This is a genomic window from Empedobacter sp. UBA7248 (assembly GCF_002472945.1).
GTDB classification, from domain to species: domain Bacteria; phylum Bacteroidota; class Bacteroidia; order Flavobacteriales; family Weeksellaceae; genus Empedobacter; species Empedobacter falsenii_C.
The window spans coordinates 315,530-333,518 of sequence record NZ_DKSU01000016.1 but is presented as its reverse complement, the minus strand read 5'-3'; the positions used below and the strand labels follow the sequence as shown (position 1 = coordinate 333,518).

At 30.0% G+C, this 17,989-nt stretch carries 21 protein-coding genes; 18 read left to right on the top strand and 3 right to left on the bottom strand.

Annotation, left to right across the window (positions count from 1 at the left end):
- Positions 1-3: 3 nt before the first annotated feature.
- Together B4A23_RS16125 and B4A23_RS16120 are read left to right on the top strand one after the other, a co-directional pair.
- Entirely contained in the window at positions 4-1,422 is a 1,419-nt protein-coding gene (locus B4A23_RS16125) for a complex I subunit 4 family protein (RefSeq protein ID WP_038333343.1), read from the top strand.
- Positions 1,423-1,442: 20 nt separating this feature from the next.
- Positions 1,443-2,831 carry an NADH-quinone oxidoreductase subunit N gene (locus tag B4A23_RS16120; RefSeq protein WP_038333340.1) on the top strand — a complete coding sequence of 463 codons (1,389 nt, stop codon included), beginning with the start codon at positions 1,443-1,445 and terminating at the stop codon, positions 2,829-2,831.
- Positions 2,832-2,956: 125 nt separating this feature from the next.
- Here B4A23_RS16120 and B4A23_RS16115 read toward each other — a convergent pair whose 3' ends face one another.
- Positions 2,957-3,727 (bottom strand): XRE family transcriptional regulator, encoded by a 771-nt coding sequence (locus B4A23_RS16115; protein ID WP_291121414.1) that lies wholly within the window; start codon positions 3,725-3,727, stop codon positions 2,957-2,959.
- A 276-nt stretch (positions 3,728-4,003) separates the two neighbouring features.
- On the opposite strand from B4A23_RS16115, the gene B4A23_RS16110 reads away from it, so the two are divergent.
- Positions 4,004-4,168, top strand: coding sequence for a hypothetical protein (locus B4A23_RS16110; RefSeq protein WP_291121412.1), 165 nt, complete (start codon positions 4,004-4,006; stop codon positions 4,166-4,168).
- Positions 4,169-4,200: 32 nt separating this feature from the next.
- A complete protein-coding gene (locus tag B4A23_RS16105; protein ID WP_135835641.1) occupies positions 4,201-4,404 on the top strand; it encodes a hypothetical protein in 204 nt (67 codons plus the stop codon).
- Between the two features lie 82 nt (positions 4,405-4,486).
- Here the strand turns inward: B4A23_RS16105 and B4A23_RS16100 are convergent, their stop codons facing one another.
- Both B4A23_RS16100 and B4A23_RS16095 read right to left on the bottom strand, forming a co-directional pair.
- A complete protein-coding gene (locus B4A23_RS16100; protein WP_291121409.1) occupies positions 4,487-4,984 on the bottom strand; it encodes a hypothetical protein in 498 nt (165 codons plus the stop codon).
- A gap of 15 nt (positions 4,985-4,999) precedes the next feature.
- Positions 5,000-7,069 carry a phage tail tape measure protein gene (locus B4A23_RS16095; RefSeq protein WP_291121407.1) on the bottom strand — a complete coding sequence of 690 codons (2,070 nt, stop codon included), beginning with the start codon at positions 7,067-7,069 and terminating at the stop codon, positions 5,000-5,002.
- 187 nt (positions 7,070-7,256) lie between these two features.
- On the opposite strand from B4A23_RS16095, the gene B4A23_RS16090 reads away from it, so the two are divergent.
- The 14 genes from B4A23_RS16090 to B4A23_RS16025 all read left to right on the top strand — a co-directional run bounded on the left by B4A23_RS16090 (position 7,257) and on the right by B4A23_RS16025 (position 17,757).
- Positions 7,257-8,492 carry a DUF2586 family protein gene (locus tag B4A23_RS16090; protein WP_291121405.1) on the top strand — a complete coding sequence of 412 codons (1,236 nt, stop codon included), beginning with the start codon at positions 7,257-7,259 and terminating at the stop codon, positions 8,490-8,492.
- A gap of 26 nt (positions 8,493-8,518) precedes the next feature.
- Positions 8,519-8,938, top strand: coding sequence for a hypothetical protein (locus B4A23_RS16085; RefSeq protein ID WP_291121403.1), 420 nt, complete (start codon positions 8,519-8,521; stop codon positions 8,936-8,938).
- Positions 8,939-9,022: 84 nt separating this feature from the next.
- Positions 9,023-9,349, top strand: coding sequence for a hypothetical protein (locus B4A23_RS16080; RefSeq protein ID WP_291121401.1), 327 nt, complete (start codon positions 9,023-9,025; stop codon positions 9,347-9,349).
- Between the two features lie 183 nt (positions 9,350-9,532).
- The gene (locus B4A23_RS16075; protein WP_291121399.1) at positions 9,533-10,240 is read left to right on the top strand and encodes a DUF6046 domain-containing protein; all 708 of its coding nucleotides are present in this window, start codon (positions 9,533-9,535) and stop codon (positions 10,238-10,240) included.
- On the top strand, positions 10,230-11,315 hold the full coding sequence (locus tag B4A23_RS16070) for a hypothetical protein (RefSeq protein ID WP_291121397.1): 1,086 nt from the start codon (positions 10,230-10,232) through the stop codon (positions 11,313-11,315). The genes B4A23_RS16075 and B4A23_RS16070 overlap by 11 nt, the downstream gene beginning before the upstream one ends.
- A complete protein-coding gene (locus tag B4A23_RS16065) occupies positions 11,316-11,801 on the top strand; it encodes a hypothetical protein (protein ID WP_291121395.1) in 486 nt (161 codons plus the stop codon).
- Between the two features lie 4 nt (positions 11,802-11,805).
- Positions 11,806-12,009 carry a hypothetical protein gene (locus B4A23_RS16060; RefSeq protein WP_291121394.1) on the top strand — a complete coding sequence of 68 codons (204 nt, stop codon included), beginning with the start codon at positions 11,806-11,808 and terminating at the stop codon, positions 12,007-12,009.
- Positions 12,009-12,296, top strand: coding sequence for an oxidase (locus tag B4A23_RS16055; RefSeq protein WP_291121392.1), 288 nt, complete (start codon positions 12,009-12,011; stop codon positions 12,294-12,296). Before B4A23_RS16060 ends, B4A23_RS16055 begins: the two co-directional genes overlap by 1 nt.
- Positions 12,296-12,649: a hypothetical protein gene (locus B4A23_RS16050; protein WP_291121390.1), complete on the top strand. Its 354-nt coding sequence runs from the start codon at positions 12,296-12,298 to the stop codon at positions 12,647-12,649. Before B4A23_RS16055 ends, B4A23_RS16050 begins: the two co-directional genes overlap by 1 nt.
- Positions 12,627-12,929: a hypothetical protein gene (locus tag B4A23_RS16045; protein WP_291121389.1), complete on the top strand. Its 303-nt coding sequence runs from the start codon at positions 12,627-12,629 to the stop codon at positions 12,927-12,929. The genes B4A23_RS16050 and B4A23_RS16045 overlap by 23 nt, the downstream gene beginning before the upstream one ends.
- A 3-nt stretch (positions 12,930-12,932) precedes the next feature.
- Positions 12,933-13,811, top strand: a complete 879-nt coding sequence (locus B4A23_RS16040; protein ID WP_291121387.1) for a hypothetical protein — start codon at positions 12,933-12,935, stop codon at positions 13,809-13,811.
- Positions 13,801-14,298, top strand: coding sequence for a hypothetical protein (locus tag B4A23_RS16035; RefSeq protein ID WP_291121385.1), 498 nt, complete (start codon positions 13,801-13,803; stop codon positions 14,296-14,298). Before B4A23_RS16040 ends, B4A23_RS16035 begins: the two co-directional genes overlap by 11 nt.
- Positions 14,295-15,128, top strand: a complete 834-nt coding sequence (locus B4A23_RS16030; RefSeq protein WP_291121384.1) for a phage baseplate protein — start codon at positions 14,295-14,297, stop codon at positions 15,126-15,128. Before B4A23_RS16035 ends, B4A23_RS16030 begins: the two co-directional genes overlap by 4 nt.
- A 4-nt stretch (positions 15,129-15,132) precedes the next feature.
- On the top strand, positions 15,133-17,757 hold the full coding sequence (locus B4A23_RS16025) for a hypothetical protein (RefSeq protein ID WP_291121382.1): 2,625 nt from the start codon (positions 15,133-15,135) through the stop codon (positions 17,755-17,757).
- Positions 17,758-17,989: the final 232 nt, after the last annotated feature.

Sequence of the window (17,989 nt, the reverse complement as noted above, 5' to 3'; positions counted from 1 at the left end):
GTAATGCTTTTATCTTTATTTATCATTTTACCATTAATAGTAGGAGTTTTTATGCTATTAATGCAAGGTCAAAAACCACAAAGATGGTTAGGAGCATTCGTTGGTGGAGCGTTGTTGGCGTTGTACTTGTTTATCACTTGCAAAGGTGGAAACAACGAGTTAACGTTTCAAACACAATGGTTCAATTTCAACAGCGTTAAAACTTATTTCGCGTTAAATGCTCAAGGTTTGGGAGGATTAATGATTTTATTAACTAACCTTACTTACTTAGCTCTTTTTGTTTATTTATCAACAACAAAACAAAAATATAGCAATACATTCTACGGATTATTGCTAATCACTTTAGCAGGATTAAATGGAGTTTTCTTAGCAGAAGATTTAATTTTATTCTATTTTTTCTGGGAAGTTGTTTTAATTCCAGTTTATTTCTTAATTGGATTATTCGGAATTGGAAAAGACAAAATTCGCGCAAATATGACATTCTTCTTATACACGATTTTAGGATCGATGTTTATGTTAGGAGGAATTATTTACATCGGATTTTTCTTACAACCAGCATCGTTTTTATTAACAGATGTTGTACAAGTTACAGGACCGCATTATTCAACAAACACAGCGTTGGCATTGTTATTCTTAATCGCTTTTGTGATTAAAATTCCAATCTTTCCATTTCACACATGGCAACCAACCATCTACAAAACATCTCCAACTCCATTAACAGTTGTACTTTCAGCTTTGATGGCAAAAATGGGATTATTTGCAGTGGTTACTTGGTATTTGGGAATGTTTCCAACGATTTCAGAATTGTTCAAATACATTACGTACATCGCAATTTTCGGATTAGTTTATGCTTCGTTAATCGCTTTGAGTGCAAAAAATGTAAAGAAAATTATTGCGTATAGCTCGATTGCTCACTTAGCTTTAATTTTTGTTTCAATATTTTCTGAATTAGCAAATGGTGTAACAGGAGCTTATTTCCAAATGTTTTCGCATGGTTTAGTTGTTTTAGGATTATGGTTATGTGTTGATATTATGGAAAGAAAATATGATTTGACAGATATTAAATCGATTGGTGGTTTAGCGAAAGTTGATCCAACATTATCTATCTTATTCATGATATTCGGTTTAGCAAACGTAGCATTACCATTGACAAGTTCATTCATCGGAGAGTTTATGATGCTTTCAGCATTGTTTACACACAATCCAGTTTTATGTGTTGTGGCTTGTTTAGGTGTTATTTTATCTGCCGTTTATACGTTGAGATTATCAAGCGCATTATTGTTTGGAGAAGTAAAAAACATCAAACAAAAAGATGCTCAAAAAGGAGGTTTTGGACCAATTGCAGTTTTATCAGTAATCGCAATCATAGTGATTATTTTAGGAGTTTATCCAACACCAATTTTTAATTTATTAGCACATTAATCATTTTTGAATAAATAGATATGAATACGATTATTTTATCAGCACTTTCAGGTATTATTTTGATGTTTAGTGGATTCTACATCAAAAATAATCGTGCCTTAAATATACTTTCTGTTGTTCTGTTTTTCGGAATGATTGTAGGAGGAATTTTCGATTTGAAAGGTTGCTCAATGTTTGCAGGAAAATTCGATAACATGATTGGACAATCGCTTTACGGCGTTTCGTTCTTTATCGCATTGGCGGGATTGGCAATTTTTTACTTATTGTTGAACAAAGATTCGTTTGGAAAAGTAGGAAAACATGTGGCAGAATATTATGCCTTAATTTTCTTCTCTTTTACAGGAATCGCAGTTTTAGCACAATTCCATAACTTAGTAATTATGTTCTTAGGAATCGAATTAATGTCAATTCCAATGTACATTATTGCAGGAACAAACAAAGAAAGTCTTAGAAGTACAGAAGCTTCTGTAAAATATTTCTTGATGGGAGCTTTCTCAACAGGAATTTTGATGTTAGGTGTAACATTTTTGTATGGCGCAACAGGAACTTTTATGGTTGATCAATTGGTGAACTATAACAAAGATTTCGAAACAATTTATTACGCAGGATGGTGTTTAATCATCTTCGCATTTTGTTTCAAAGTTTCTGCAGCTCCTTTCCATGCGTGGACACCAGACGTTTACGACGGAACACCAACTGTGTTTACATCGTTTATGTCGACAATCATCAAAGGAGGATCATTTTTAGGATTTATTTTAGTCTTAAAATCATTCCCAACAAATGTAGAATATGCCGAATATTACCGTTTATTATTTGCGTCAATCATCATTTTGACGTTATTTATCGGAAACTTCGGAGCAGTTTCTCAAAAATCTGTCAAACGTTTGATGGCTTATTCATCAATCGCGCAAGCAGGTTTCATGTTATTTGTTTTGTTCAACATCAATTCAGCTTCTAAAGAGGCTTTGATGTTCTATACGATTGCTTATTCGGTTGCGAATTTCATTATTTTCTATACGATTGATCAATTCAAAAATCCAAAATTTGAAAGTTTCATTGGTTTAGGAAAAGCAAATCCAGTTCTGGCTGCAGCGATGACAATTTCTTTGATTTCGTTAGCAGGTATTCCATTAACAGGAGGTTTCTTCGCGAAATTTATGGCATTAAGTATTGGAGGAACAAACGATAAAAACCTATTTTTGATTGTAATTGCATTGGTTATGGCAGTTTTGAGTATGTATTATTACTTCAAAATCATCAACTATATGTATTTCAAAAAAGGAAAAAACAAATTAAAAACACAAGACGGATTAACGAATTTCCTTTTAATCATTGGAATGGTTATCTTAATTGTGATGGGAATTTTTCCAGGAATATTATCTTCATTTTTGCAAACGCCAATGTGGTAATTGTAGAATGATTATTATATAGTTTTTTATTATTTATTATTTAAAAGCTCGTGTCAAGTACTTGACACGAGCTTTTTTTGGAATAAGATTATTCTTAACCATTTCAAGCTTTTTTTGTATTAGGTTTAATATGATCTTTTAATTACATGGAAAATTTGTTTTACATCCTCTATTGGATATGAGAAGGGGGTGAACTCAGGATTTCTTGATGTTAGTACAATCATTCCGTCATCTGTAAGATCAGCAATGTCTTTATGAAAAATACCTGTTTTAGTGATGATGATAAAACCATAAGTTGTTTTATGAAAACCATCTTTCCATAAATGACGTCCTACTTCTCTACCTAAAATATCTGCACCAGAAGGTGTATCGTATCCTCCTTTGTTCCACATGCTATCTCCAATAGATTCAAAACCTAAATAATAGCCTCTTCCTATATGGTCTACTTTAAAAGAAATTGTAGAAAAATCTTCTTTTAATTTTATTTCATCAAAACAACTTTCTATATAAGAAGCATAAGCTGGAAATGGAATTTTTAAAACTTCTATTCTAATTGTTTGATCAGGATAGATGTAAAATTTATTACCATGAGTATTTGTAAATATTTCTGCATTTTGGTTTGTATCGAATAGCCTTACTTCTTCTGTTATATTATCTGTAACATCACTTTTTTCTATTTCTTTATTCTGATTAGTAAACATAGCTCCTTCTCCTGTTACTAACCAACTAGGATTGATATCTGAGTATGTGTTGAGTATTTGCTCTATTTTTGAAGCTCCTATATCTTTTACTTTATCTAGAAAACCATTTGAAAGACCAGTTTCAATATAAAATTTGTTTTTTGATATTTTTTTTAATTCTATGATTTTCAGAATTCTATCTATTATTGTGTTCATAAATTTAGATTATTCACTATGTTTGTTTTGATTTATTAGATTATTTACTATAAATTTGCTTTATATATTAATCAAAAGTATGAAAAAATATCTAATTTATCTAAAATTATTACTCTAAAAGTTTAATAATATAGAATATAATCTATTTCATAAGTAGTCATTAATTGAATAATTAACTGACCAGGAATCTTATTGATTATATTTTTCTTTGTTTAATACAGTTTAATGTATTTATATATAGTGTTTTATGTGTGTTTTGAATTTAAAATAATATTAATGCAGTTAAATAATGAATTAACTCGATTTGGGAAAAAGAGACAGAGAGCAAAAGCTCAAAGAGCCTTAAAAAAGGCTCAGGAAATTGAAAAAAGACAATTAGAGAATGGTTACAGATATGTAAGAGAAGGAAAAATCATTCGACTAAAGAAAGTAATAAACTAACCAATTAAATAAAATTTATAATCTAAATAGCTATGGCATATCATCGAAAAAATTATTTAGAAAAAGTTCTGAAAGTACAACAAATTACTCTTGAGCATCGTAAACAAGGATTGTATTTTAAAGAAATTTATTATCAATATATAGAAAATTCGTTCAATATAAGTAAACGAACATATGACTCTTATTTGGGAATTAATGTCAAAAAACAACTTAAAGAACTTACAGAGAATGTATAAAATTTTAATGAGTTAAAGAAAAACAGCTATTTATAAGAAAATATAAATAGCTGTTTTTTTTGATTATTACTATATTGATAACTTAGAAATCATACTTTAATTCATTTTTTAAAGTTACTTTATCATAAGTACCTATGCGTTCAATAGTGTTATTTCGCCCAAAATAACTACATTCATACTGTAATAAATAAACATTAAGTGTTGATTTTTCATCATGATTAAACCCTTCATCAATTAAATTTAGTTTTCCAGTAGATTTAGTTTCTAAACCTTTTAAAACTTCATGAACTTTATCTATATAAGTTAAGAAGAAATCATCTGTTCCGTGCTCAGAAGTATTATGAAATTGTCCATATGATAATCTACATACAAGAGTTGCTATAGGAGATTTTTCTTTATGATTAACAGTCCAATCAATTAATAAATTATTTTTTGTTAGAAGTTCAGTATTTGTTTGATCTAAATCTTGTTGACTATATAAATCAATATATTGTGGTTGCGAAATTCCTTCTTTCGTAAAAATATTGATAACATCTTCTTTGGAAAATTCATTGATGATTTTGTGATATAATTCTTTCATTTTTTATAAATTTTATTAGTTTGTAGCATTTTCTGCATTGATGATGATACGTTGAAACATTTCTTTGAACCAAGTTTCTAAATCTGTGGAACTCATCCCATTTCCTTGACCATTATTAGAAACTTGAACCCCACCTTTGATGAAAGAATCAATCTTAATCTCAATTCGTTTTTCTTGGCTTGCTTGTTGTGTTACACTATTGATATCTTCCTTAGTTTTTTGAGGAGTAAAACCTTTTGATTTTCCTAATCCTCTGTCTGTTTTATTACCATCATATAAATTTTTTTGTTCTACTGTTGCTTTTTGATTAAGATTATTTTGATTGAATGGGTTAAAATTAATAGGATTTTCGATTTTCACATCATTCAATTTAGTAGGTTCTCCTATGTTTGATTTAAGAGGAGATGAAGGTAGCTGACCTCCCTTTTGTTCTTCGTCTGTAATTAATTTGTTTTCAACTCTAATTTGATGAATGCGTTTTAAAGCTTTTGTTGATAATCCTGTAGGATCAAACTGTTCGATGGTTTCTAATATTTGTTTTAATGGTTTAAGAAATGCATCAATTAATACAATACGAATACGCATAAAACCTCCAATTATTCCATTTATTCCACCTACTTTGAATGCTTCTACAATGCTGTCCCAATGATCTTTTATAGCCATAAAAGCATTAATAACCCATCCTATAGGACCTAAGAATTGTAACATAGCTGCTCCCCATTCATCATAATAATTGATAGCAATAGCAATATAAGCTACAAGAGCTATAATAGCTAAAACTATAAGACTTACAGGATTTAATGCCATAACTCCATTCAGAAAACCTTGAACAATGGCCCAAGCCTCTGTCAAAATAGTTGTTATTGGAATAATTTTATTTAAACTTGTTAAAGTAGACATAACTGGAGAAATTAATTCATTCATAGAAGAAAAGGCTTCTAAATAAGGTAAAATACCGCCTGCTTTATCTGCAATATAAGATTCTACACTTGCCATCATGTCTTTTATTCCATCTCCAGTTCGTTTAAAATTTTCTAATTTACTTGGATCTACATCAGTACCACCGAGTCCTAACATAAAATTAATACCAGCCTCTTGTCCTGTTTCAGTAAAGATTGAAGTTAAAGCTGTTTTTTTTACAGGATCATTTGCTTCTTTTAACATGGTTTGTAAAATATCAAAAGAAGATTTTCCTTCTAAATTTTGAGCGTCAATATTTAAGGTTGAGGTTATTTCGTTTAACCTATTTTTATCTAAGCTTTCAATAGCTGCAATAGATTCTTCTAATCCTTTAAAAGTATTCTCAGATGACATTCCTTTTTTAGCTCCATTGGTCATCACACCTAAATAATCTTCTACACTCATTCCCATTTTCTTTATCTGAGGTAAAGAATTTTGTAATTGCTCAAGCATATCCCCATTTAAATTTCCTCCTTTTTCGTAGAAATTCTCTAATGTACTCATACTCATTTCCATTGAATATCCAAGTCCTTGTGACATTGCATTGGCTGTTTTAAGTACGCTATTACTTGCATCTCCCCATCTTTTTTCAAGAGAATGTGCTTGAGCATTAACTTCTTCTGGGTTTGTAACGCCCATTTGTCTAAGCATAGTCTCATTATCTTGTAATCCTTTTGTGAATTGCAACTTTTCAGTTAAATTACTTACTGAATTAGAGAAATTTTCAAAAGCTTTAGGAGAGTCTTTTTCTATTTGAAGTACGAATCCTTTACTAAAGTCCTTTAAAGAATTAAAACTTTCATTAACATTAGAGCTAAAAGATCTTACTTTTTCTAGGGATTTATCTAAAGATTTATTTATATCTTTTTGAATCTTTTTAAAAGAATTTCCAATCTTATCACTAGAACTATCAAGTTTATTTGACATCTTTTTTACTGCATCAATTATTTTATCAATACGATTATAAAGCTTTGAGAATATCTTTTCTACTTTGTCAGAGAAATCTTTTAATCTCTCTTGCATTTTACTGGTGACCTTGTCTAATTTTTTTTGCATTTTGTTTAATGAGTTATTAAACAGCTTGTCAGATAATGCATTCATGCTTTCTAATTTGTTTACTGCCATATTTATTTTTTGAGTTAATATTTTACTTGACTTTAGCTATATCGTTTGATATATAAAGTTTTCTGATGCAAAATTCCAAGAAAAAACAAGCGATTTACTAATAAGATTGCAACCCTTGCCGACTATTTTTGATTGGGTGAAATTCCGTCTAATCTTTGCCTTGTCAAATAAATAATTTAATAACTCAATGAGCAATCTTAACGGAATTACAATTCAAAAAGGAAAATTAGGAGTAAGTAGAAGAAACAATAAAAGAAGTGTCTCTGCTTTGATTATTAGCTCTGCTGTATTAGCAGAATTAGCATATAATACACCTATTACAATTTACAGTACTGAAGATTTAGAGCAGTATGGATTAACAACAGAATTTGATACGACAAATAATGTTCATGTTTTTAGACATGTTTCAGAGTTTTATCGAATGGCTGGAGTAGGAACTGAATTACATTTAATGTTGGTTCCTCAAACTGAAACACTAAAAACAATTTTACAAAGCGAAGGAGCAAAAACTTTATTAGCTTCTGCTGATTTTGAAATCAGACAACTAGCTATTGCTGTAAATCCTACAGCGGCACCTACTCTTGTAAAAGGTTTACCAGAAGATTTATTAGAGTCTATTTCATTGGCTCAAGGATTAGCAGATTGGGCACTTAAACAGAATATGCCTTGTCATATCTTTTTAGAAGGTAATCATTTAGATGGTGCATCCAATGCAGTGGAGAATTTACGTGAAATTGAAAATGTTCAGGCAACAAAAGTTTCTGTAGTAATTGGACAAGATTGGAAATACGCAGAAACAAAAACAGGGCTTGCTCAAAAATTTGCAGATGTAGGAACTGTATTAGGAGTATGTTCTGCCGCATCTATTGAGCAAAATATCGGAGATAATGAAGCTTTTGATATTAATGATGCAAGAAAAGATGCATGGATGATTCCAGGTCTATCTAGTCATAAAAAGAATACTGAGGTTTATTCTCAGCTTCAAACTTTTGAAGATAAAGGATATATTTTCGGTCTTAGTTATTCTGGTTTAGCAGGAATTCGTATTAATAATGATCACGTATGTGCTCCGGTAGTTGTAGATCAAGAAGGAAATATGAACGAGCATACTATTGCTTATGGTCGTATTATGGATGATGCAATTAGACAATTAAGGTCTGTTTACTTACCAAAAATCAAAAAAACATATCCAGTAGATGAAAACGGAAAATTGTTACCAGGATCTCTTGTTTCATTAGAAGGTGTAGGAGATAAAGTATTTGAAGATATGGTTGCTTCTGGAGAAATTTCTTATGGAAAAACAACTATTGATTCAACAAGTGATTTATTAGTAGAAAAAGAACTTATTGTAAGCTTTACGATCGTACCGATGGGAAGTATCGGAGAAATTAAGGGTACAATTAATATCAAAAATAACATTTAATAATAATCAAATAAAAATAACATTTAATGGCAACAATTAATAGAAACGGAAAAACATATGATAGTGTTGATGTAACAGCATTTATTGATGGGATTCCAATCGAAGTAACATCTTTAACATATGGAAACGAACAAGAACACCAATTAAATTGGACGTTAGGATCTTCGCAAGCAACAAGTTGGAGTGCAGGAAAACGTACTCCTTCGGCAACAATGGGGATTATGATGCACGATATTGCTCCAATTGAAATGGCTGCTAAAGGAAGTATTTTGGATATCAAACCATTTAAGTTAATTGTAAGTTTTACAAATGAGTTTAATGCTCCTGTTTTTGATGAATTAACAGTTAAGTTTCAGAATGAAGGTAGAGAAGTTACTGGAGAAATGGGCTTGAAAAAAGAATATACAATGTTCGCACTGTCAGTGAAATTAAACACAAAACCTTAATCAATAATTAAAATTTTATAAAGCCTGTTTTAGGCAGGCTTTATTACTTAATAATTTTTAAAATAATCAAAAAATATAAATAAAATGGCAACAAATAAAAATCCAAAAACAGTATCTCAAGAAACAATTGATAAAGTAGGAGGGAAACAAAATTTAAGACGATTGGTTTTACGTGATGAATTTCAAGATTTAGAATTAGAAGTTATTAGCCGTATTCCGGATCGTACAACAATGGGAGAATATTTGAAATATGCGAATGTAAATCCTAAAAAAGCGCAAGAAGTATTGGTAAATGGGTGCTTACTAACTGATCGAGATGAGGTTTTGTCAAGTGATGCTCTATTTAATTCTTGTGTTGCAGGTATTGCCGAAACAATCCCTATGGCTGCAGCAAAAGTGGAAAAGTACTAACCGATTGTACAGGTTTGATAGATGATGACGAATATGATCAGATTTTCAAAATTAATGCATTCATCAGTCATTTTCTACACATACCATTTCCTGAACAATTGGATGATGATACATGGGCCCTAAAATGGGCTCAAGTAAAATGGTTGATGGAAAAAGGAATTATAACCCCTAAAAAAGCAGAGAATGGCTTATAAAAATTATAGCAAAATTTTAAATGATAGCATCAAATCTCCTCAGAATATAACCATTGATTTAGCATCTCGTTTTGCAGCAGCTTTTGGATTAAATGCAGCATCTAAAGTAGTGTCTAAGGTTTTTGGAGAAAAAATGGCAGGTAAAATAAAAGGATTCGAGTACTATCCTTCAACTAATACGAATGTAGAGTATGTTAAACTAATAACTCCTCAAAAAGATTCTTTAGAATTTTCTGCAGTGTTAGATAGTGCTAGAGGTAACGTTTTTGCACCACCATTAATGATGACTTTTTCTCAAGAAAAATCTTTGATTGAAACAGAGGTTAATGATGACGATCCTATTGTAATAGAACGATGGGGAACAAAACCCTGGAATATAGAAATGAAAGGTCTACTTATCGATTTAGATAACCGAATTTATCCAACAGAAGAGATTAAAAAATTAAAAAAAGTCTGGAGTTATAATGGAGTTATAGCTGTTGAAGGAATACAATTTCAAGAAAAAGGAATAGATAGTATTTATTTCAAATCGATTGATTTTTCACCTATAGAAGGATTTCAAGATACTATACAAGTAAGTATTAGTGCAAGTAGTATTAAGGATGTAAATTTTACATTGAAAGATCCAAATGTATTTGCAGGTCCTGCTAAAGAAGATCCAAGCTCTATTTATGAAAATAACGAATATGAGGAATGAAATAGGAAATTATCTCTTTCATAATATTAATGTCCGTATATCTATTGAAAGAGACGAAAAATTATTATTGTTTTTTTCTAGATGTACATCTATTCAAATCGAAAAAAGTGTTCAGAATTTAACAAGTACTGCTAAAATTGAATTACCTCGTGAATTTAGAAATGCCTTAGATGAATCTGACAAGCAGAAAAATAGAACTATAAATATGGAGCGTCGTTCTATTTTAGATTTCATTAGGAAAGGAGATGGGATTAAGATAAGATTCGGTTATGATGGAGAATATAACTTAGAGTTTGTAGGGTATATAACAAAAATAAGTGCTGATACTCCTTTAATTATTGAATGTGAAGATGAAATGTATCAATTAAAAAAAGCAAAAAGATATTCAGGTTATTTTAAATCAGGAAACCTCAAAGAAATCTTAGAAGCTGTATTACCTGAAAATTTTCAAAAGAGATATTTTTTGGAATATGATGCAAATTATAATGTTGGAAAATGGAAAATTGAAAATTCGACACCTTATGAAGTATTGCAACAATTGAAAGAAAAAACATTTATTCGATCTTGGTTTTCTAGAGCAGAAGGAGACGAGTATGCTAAAAGATTGAATATAGGAATGACTGCTGATTTTTTTACAAGAGATTTAAAAACACATAAACTCAATTTCTCTCAAAACATTAGAAGAGGCTCTGATATCAAATTTATAAATGATAAAAATGACACAAAATTATTTTTAACTGTAAAGTCTAAACAAAATAATGGAAAAATTTTAGAAGGAACTGCTGGAGAAAAAGGAGAAACAGAAGAGTCTGTAGAAATGCCTCCGAATATTGATAAAGCTACTTTGCAAGATATGGCGAAGAAATTACATAAAGGTAGAGTAACAAATAGACTTGAAGGTTCTATCAACACTTGGTGTTACCCTATTGTACAGCCAGGTGATGCCGTGGATATTGTTCGCCCTTTTTATCCTGATAAACATCAAGATGGAAGATATTTTGTGGAGGGAGTTACTATAAATGTTAACGCTTCAGATGGAATAAAACGAAATGTAAAAATTAGCTATATACTATAAATGGAACTAGGAGAATTATTTGAACAAGCCGTAAAGCTAACTACCAAAAAAGGAGTTCGAAGGTTTCCATTAATGATGGAGACTGTTGTTGCAGTAGATGAAAATACTTGCGAAACTTCAGATGGAATAGATGATATAAAACTCAATGCGATAGACGATAAATTAGGATCCAAATTAACTGTTTATCCAAAAATAGGTTCTCAAATTATCTATGGAAGGTTAAACGATACAGATGATTTATTTGTGATTAAATATTCAGAAATAGACCGTGTGGTAATCAAAATAGAAGAGCAGGAATTCGAAATGAAAGAAGGAAAATTCAGAATTTTAAACAAAGAAGCTAATCTAAAAAATATTCTAAATGATCTTTTCCAAACACTCGAAAATGCAATTATTCAGACTCCATCTGGTGCAGGAAAATTTATAGAAGTGAATACACAAGTGTTTAAAGACTTAAAACAAAAAACAAATCAACTTTTATTTTAATCATATGGCTTTAAATAAAGAACAGTTTGTGCAAAATATAATTGCAATTCAAGATGAAATGATTAGATCTGAAGATTACGAATCAGGAAAAAGAATTTATGCTCAGAAATTAGCATTAGCTATTGAAAGCTATTTATTATCAGCAACTATTCAAATTACAGGAACATCTAATCAAGGACCATTTACAGGAACAGGAAAAATTGAATAATGAAAGATTTTTTAAGAAATGAACAAAACGATTTAGTAATTAACAAATTAGGAGATTTTGATTTAGGAGAAAGTGATCAGCAACATGTAGGAGATATTTTTATTGCTCAGAAAGGAGAGTTTAAAGAGTTTCCCTTACTAGGATTTGGAGCTATAAATTATGTAAAAACATCGATATCTGAATACCAATTTGCAAGAGAACTGAGTATCCAACTTGAATATGATAATTACTTAAATCCTACAATTGATACAACAGAAGGTATTGAAAAAACAAAAATTATAATTTAATGAATGAGATACTCATAACAATAACAGGATTAATCAGTGTTGGAGGCAGCGCTTTTTTTGGATGGATTTTCGGAAGAAGAAAATCAAATGCAGAAGCTCAGACTACAGAAATAGACAATGAAATACGAATGTCAAATTATTATAAAGAAATGCTTGATGATTTACGCAATCGTTATGAGAAGAAATATCAAGATTATGAAGCATTAATGAATTCGAAAGAAAAAGTACTGAGAGAAGAAGTGACAATCCTCAATAGGAAAATAGAAATGCTACAGACTGAGAATACTGAATTACGTAAAAGAGTAGTAGAATTAGAAAGATTAACAAAAAATGCAAATAAAAGTCTTACATAATCAAACCTTACTGGATGTTTCTATCTATCTATTCGGAACCTCCAAAGGAGCATTTCAGTTAGCAGAACTTAATAATTTATCTGTAACAGATGATATTATAGCTGGACAGATTTTAGAAATTCCGAATGACTTAGATTTTGGTGAACGCTTAACTGTAGAATATTATCAATTAGAAAACTTAAAACCAGCAACAGCTATACAGTTAGAGACCTTAGAAATAATTGAATTACCATCAGGTATCGATTATTGGGCAATACAAATTGACTTTGAAATACAATAAATTATGAGTGTAGAAAGCTATAAAAATGAAATGATTGCAGCTAAAGAAAATAATAGTTCTTTAAGAGGATTAACTAGTAATTCTAAAACTTCTATTTGGGGACAAATGTTTTATGTAATGGCATATAGTCTTGATCTTTTAGCGCAATTATTTACAACACATCGAAAAGAGATTGATGAAAAAATAAAAACACAAAAAACACATCGGTTAGAATGGATTAGACAGTTATACCTCAACTTTCAATATGGTAAAGCAATAGGAAAAGATATTTATCTAAAACCTGAAACGGATATTTATGATAACACTGGGTTAACAGAAGATCAGATAGAGAGATCTAAAATTATCAAATATTGCGCAGTAAGCGAAAGTGACAGTCAAAAGGAAGTTTTGATAAAAATTGCTACAGAAAATGAAGATAAGGAATTGTCTCCAATTACAGACCAAGATGTTATAAAAGCAGTAGAAGCTTATACTAAAGAAGTAAAAGGAGTTGGTATTCCCTATCGTATCATCAATTCTTTACCAGATTTATTACAATTGATAATTACAATCTATAGAGATCCTCTTGTATTAGATAGTCAAGGAGGATTTGAAGGAGAGTATCCTGTAAACGAAGCTCTAAAAGAATTTATGAGAGAACTCCCTTTTGACGGAGAGTTAAGACTTCAAGACTTATCAAATAAGTTAGAAAAAATAGATGGAGTAAAATTAGTTGATATAGAGGCTGCTAATAGTTCTTGGATTGATGCAAATACTCGTTCATACGGAGGACTTATAAACTTTAAAGTAAGAAAGACACCTGCAAGTGGATATTTCAAAATAACATTTGATAAATCAGAAGAATCAATCGATTATAAATCAATTATTAAATATGCGGTATAATATAGATTTTAATAAACTAATAGTATTACTGCTTCCTACTTTTCTTAGAAATTCTCGTTTAATAGGTTTTTTGAGAGCAGCTGTTAATCCTTTGTCTAAGTTATATGATGATTTTAATAAATATAGAACTGAAGATCATAAAAGATTAGATCATAATTGGCAAAAATGTTACTTCGAAAAAAGGTTAAATGACATTTATGATTCGACAGAGAGAAAAATAAAAATTATAGAAGGTGAAAAATATTCTAGAGAGTATATCTATACTCATGGAGAAAAAAAGCCAATAAATCTAGGTATTATTTACATAAGATCAAGTAATGATTTTGCGGATACAGGCTCTGATTTTACAATAGATATGAATAAGGTAGGAGCAAATGAAGATGATTTGAATGCACAAATTAACTTTTACAAATTAGCAGGAACGAGATATAATATTATTAATCTTCCTAAAAGATTTCAATTAACAGACAATATTCAAAGAATATGAATAAAATAGATTTTCAACAAACAGGAGGATTTCCTCTAGAAACAGATACACTAGATGCTATGCAAACAGCTTACAATATTTTCAATTCTTTAGGAAATATTATAGCTCCCTTAGCAATTATTAGTGGTTGTGACCAAATAGGAAACCAAATATCTAACGGTATAGTTTACATAAATGGAGAGGTTATCGAGTTTCGTGGAGGAACTCCTACACAATTTGTTATCATTGGAGAAGAAGTTAAAAGCAGGCTTTTTTATGAAGAGACTAAAGAAAAATCTGTTTACCGCACACGTTATGCAACATTTGGAGAAAGTGCAGGGAATATAAATTACAGATGGTCAGATTTTCATCGTCCATTTTCTTTAAAAGAGATAGGAAATCGTTTAGTACATCCAGGATTTATTCAGGATTATTATGGAGATATTAACCAAATTCCTTATGGTTGGGTTTTATGTGATGGAACAAATGGTACACCAGATTTACGAGGAATGTTTGTCGTAGGATATGATAACCGCAATGCAGAATACAATACAATAGGAAAAACTGGTGGAGCAAAAGAAGTTATGTTAACAACTCAACAAATGCCAAAGCATACCCCACTTGGAACAGTTAGTATTCCAGATCATACTCATACTTATCAATTAGCAGTAAAAGGACGTGGTTATCAAACAAAGTCTGATGATAATCCATTAACTACTAATCAAAATAGCCAAACGACAAGTTCTGGAGGAGGAACATTTAATCTTTCTATGAATGAAATTGGGGGAAATCAAGCACATGAAAACAGACCTCCATACTATGTATTAGCAAAAATAATGTATAAAGGATAAGATAATGGCGCTAGACAATAACACACAACCAGAATATAAGTATACAGAAAAAAGTACTTTAAAAAATTGGTTCAAAAGCAAATTAAAACCCACTCAAGCTCAATTTTGGGCTTGGATGGATAGTTATTGGCATAAAGGAGAAAAATTACCAATTAGTACAATTGATGGATTGGGAGAAGCAGTAGATGGTAAAGCACCTATTGTGCATTATCATGATCAATATGCAACGAACGATGCAAATTCATTATCAAGCGAAAATGTAGAACAATGGAAACAGAAATTGGATGTTGATAATTTACAGTTTGATGATCAAGCAATTTCTTTAACCAATGAATATGCAGATTTTGGATTAACCAATGATTCTAAACAAGCTCAGTTTAATCAGTCGATTTATAATGCAAATCAAACCAAATTAAACAAACCAAGTTATGAAGGAACTACAGAAGAATATCCTTATTTAGTAGGTATTGATGCAGAAGGATATTCTGCAAATATTTCCATAGATCAGGTAGGTAAGTTGAAAACGGTAAATAATCAAGAACCTGATGAGAATGGTAATATAACAGTAAATACAGAAGTATTAAAAAAATCTTATGGTTATGCTATAAAAGGTAAAGAAGAATCTACTGGAAAATATTTTGACTTAACAGGTAAAACTTGGTCGCTTGGAGAGTCTGCTTTTGACTTTTCTATAACTAATAAAACAGATAAAGAATATGGTTCAGATGGTAATCTTTCACAAGTATTAATAGGTACTAACCTTGTAGCTAAAGGTGGAGGGGCTATTACTTTAGGTTATAGTAATACAGCAGGTACTCAAGGTTCAGTTGTATTAGGTATGAATAATTCAGTCACTAGAACAGTTGCTTCTGGAAACAATAATTCTTCCATTTTAAGTGGACAGATGAATACGATAGTTGATTCCAATTTATCTACCATTATAGGTGATTGGAATACCATATCTAATTTAGATAGAACTTTTGTTGCGGGTACTAATAATGACATTCAAGTAAATATAACAGGAAATCAAGATAATACAAATTTAGGTATTTTGAAACCTTATTCTAATTTTATAACAGGTCAGAATAATAAAATATCTTTAAATGAAAATCCTGGTAAATTAGTATATCCAGCTTTTTCTCAAATTGGCGGCAGTAGTAATGTTATATCAGGAAGATATCAATTTGTTCATGGTTATAAAAACGAAGCAGTTTCAGTAAATGAAGTTTTATTTGGAACAAGAGCAACTATTCAAGATAAAACAAGATTCGATGGTAATACTCTTGACTTCGAAAGTAGAATTTTTGGAATAGGTGTTGGATATGGAGAAAGTAATGGAGTAGATATAAGAAGAGACGGATTTAATGTTTATAGAAATGGTCTTGTAACCCTTCCAACAGTAACCAATTCACTTATAGAAGCTAATACAAAGGCTCTTACAACAAAAGAATTCGTAGATAATAAAATATCTAATTTTTCTTTACCAACAAATTGGACAAATGCTTCTCACAAATTTACTGCTATACCAAACAAAAGTAAAGTAGCAACAGCATCAGAGTTTATTGTAAGAGATTCAGTAACTAAAGAGCTAGCTTATGCAGATGATATATATAGTGCTTTGATAACTAATGTAGATAATTGGACTGATATGCAAAAAAATAGTTTAGCTTCTAAATTGAATGGAGGTTATACTACAAAGACAATGAATGTTAATGCCATTTTACCTTTAGTTATAGATAAAGGTAAAAATCTTATAAGTAAAGTAATTTTAAAAGGTGCTAATTTGAACCTTACAGATAATAATAAAATAGAAATATTAGATGAATTAAATAATGTATTAGGTACAGTAAATAGTTCTGAGATACAACTTAATCCGAGCGGTTATTTTCTATCTTTTGATTACAACTTTTACAATATTGCTCAGGCATATGAAAGAATAAAATTTAAAATTTATAATGGTGTTGTAAATTACACTACTACTAAATTTATGAGATTTGTTAGTGATATTGTACCTTTAGATTTATCTTCTACAACTTATACAACAGCAACTACAACTTTAAGAGAAGGAGCTACTTTTGATATAATTGCACAAGGTAATAATGTTGACCTAAATATGAATTATTCAGGTTATGAATATTATGGTTTAGGTGCTACAGGTGATGCTGAATATAGTATAAAAACTACATCTAGTAAAATAGCTGAAATATCAGAAAATTTATATTTAGAGTTTACTGCACAAGTTTATGCTAATAATGCTTATGCACAACAACACTTAACTAATAAAAAAGATATTATTGGTATAGTTACTTCTGACATAAATAAAGATGTGCTTATTCGTGATACTGTTGCAGGTATTTTTGGAGGTCCCTATATGAATAGTAATGGAAAGACTATCAAATTATTAAATAGTTTACAGACTGGTTTAGATGTATCAGAGCAATCTGTTTATACATTCAATTTTACAATATTTAGCCAGAATGGAGTGATAACTACTTTATTAGGTTCAAACTTCGAAGAAACTGAAATCCCTTTATCTGCTACAGGTATTTATTTAACAGCACTAATGAATGGTAGTTATTTTGGTTCAAGAATAAGTTTTAATGTACAAGGTTATAAATATAATATTTAACCATGGAGTAAAAAATACAATAATCCTCAGTAGTAACATAACTTACTGATGAAATTATAAATGATAATCCTGCACACAAAGTATTATATGTGAGAGATCATGATTTGATGAAGAGAATACAAACTATTTGTAAAATTAATTTAAAACAGTTCCTGTTATTACTTAGTCATCGGATTTTCGGTTCAATTTCTTCTTTATAGAAAAATAACAATTTAAATAGCATTTAGATCAA

Excerpts from the sequence above, each read along its gene's own strand:
- B4A23_RS16110 (WP_291121412.1), top strand. The coding sequence starts at position 4,004 with ATGCAGTTAAATAATGAATTAACTCGATTTGGGAAAAAGAGACAGAGA.
- B4A23_RS16070 (WP_291121397.1), top strand. The coding sequence starts at position 10,230 with ATGAGGAATGAAATAGGAAATTATCTCTTTCATAATATTAATGTCCGT.
- B4A23_RS16035 (WP_291121385.1), top strand. The coding sequence starts at position 13,801 with ATGCGGTATAATATAGATTTTAATAAACTAATAGTATTACTGCTTCCT.
- B4A23_RS16090 (WP_291121405.1), top strand. The coding sequence starts at position 7,257 with ATGAGCAATCTTAACGGAATTACAATTCAAAAAGGAAAATTAGGAGTA.
- B4A23_RS16115 (WP_291121414.1), bottom strand. The coding sequence starts at position 3,727 with ATGAACACAATAATAGATAGAATTCTGAAAATCATAGAATTAAAAAAA.
- B4A23_RS16040 (WP_291121387.1), top strand. The coding sequence starts at position 12,933 with ATGAGTGTAGAAAGCTATAAAAATGAAATGATTGCAGCTAAAGAAAAT.
- B4A23_RS16105 (WP_135835641.1), top strand. The coding sequence starts at position 4,201 with ATGGCATATCATCGAAAAAATTATTTAGAAAAAGTTCTGAAAGTACAA.
- B4A23_RS16025 (WP_291121382.1), top strand. The coding sequence starts at position 15,133 with ATGGCGCTAGACAATAACACACAACCAGAATATAAGTATACAGAAAAA.
- B4A23_RS16100 (WP_291121409.1), bottom strand. The coding sequence starts at position 4,984 with ATGAAAGAATTATATCACAAAATCATCAATGAATTTTCCAAAGAAGAT.
- B4A23_RS16085 (WP_291121403.1), top strand. The coding sequence starts at position 8,519 with ATGGCAACAATTAATAGAAACGGAAAAACATATGATAGTGTTGATGTA.
- B4A23_RS16030 (WP_291121384.1), top strand. The coding sequence starts at position 14,295 with ATGAATAAAATAGATTTTCAACAAACAGGAGGATTTCCTCTAGAAACA.
- B4A23_RS16125 (WP_038333343.1), top strand. The coding sequence starts at position 4 with ATGCTTTTATCTTTATTTATCATTTTACCATTAATAGTAGGAGTTTTT.
- B4A23_RS16060 (WP_291121394.1), top strand. The coding sequence starts at position 11,806 with ATGGCTTTAAATAAAGAACAGTTTGTGCAAAATATAATTGCAATTCAA.
- B4A23_RS16095 (WP_291121407.1), bottom strand. The coding sequence starts at position 7,069 with ATGGCAGTAAACAAATTAGAAAGCATGAATGCATTATCTGACAAGCTG.
- B4A23_RS16045 (WP_291121389.1), top strand. The coding sequence starts at position 12,627 with ATGCAAATAAAAGTCTTACATAATCAAACCTTACTGGATGTTTCTATC.
- B4A23_RS16055 (WP_291121392.1), top strand. The coding sequence starts at position 12,009 with ATGAAAGATTTTTTAAGAAATGAACAAAACGATTTAGTAATTAACAAA.
- B4A23_RS16080 (WP_291121401.1), top strand. The coding sequence starts at position 9,023 with ATGGCAACAAATAAAAATCCAAAAACAGTATCTCAAGAAACAATTGAT.
- B4A23_RS16050 (WP_291121390.1), top strand. The coding sequence starts at position 12,296 with ATGAATGAGATACTCATAACAATAACAGGATTAATCAGTGTTGGAGGC.
- B4A23_RS16075 (WP_291121399.1), top strand. The coding sequence starts at position 9,533 with ATGGCTTATAAAAATTATAGCAAAATTTTAAATGATAGCATCAAATCT.
- B4A23_RS16120 (WP_038333340.1), top strand. The coding sequence starts at position 1,443 with ATGAATACGATTATTTTATCAGCACTTTCAGGTATTATTTTGATGTTT.
- B4A23_RS16065 (WP_291121395.1), top strand. The coding sequence starts at position 11,316 with ATGGAACTAGGAGAATTATTTGAACAAGCCGTAAAGCTAACTACCAAA.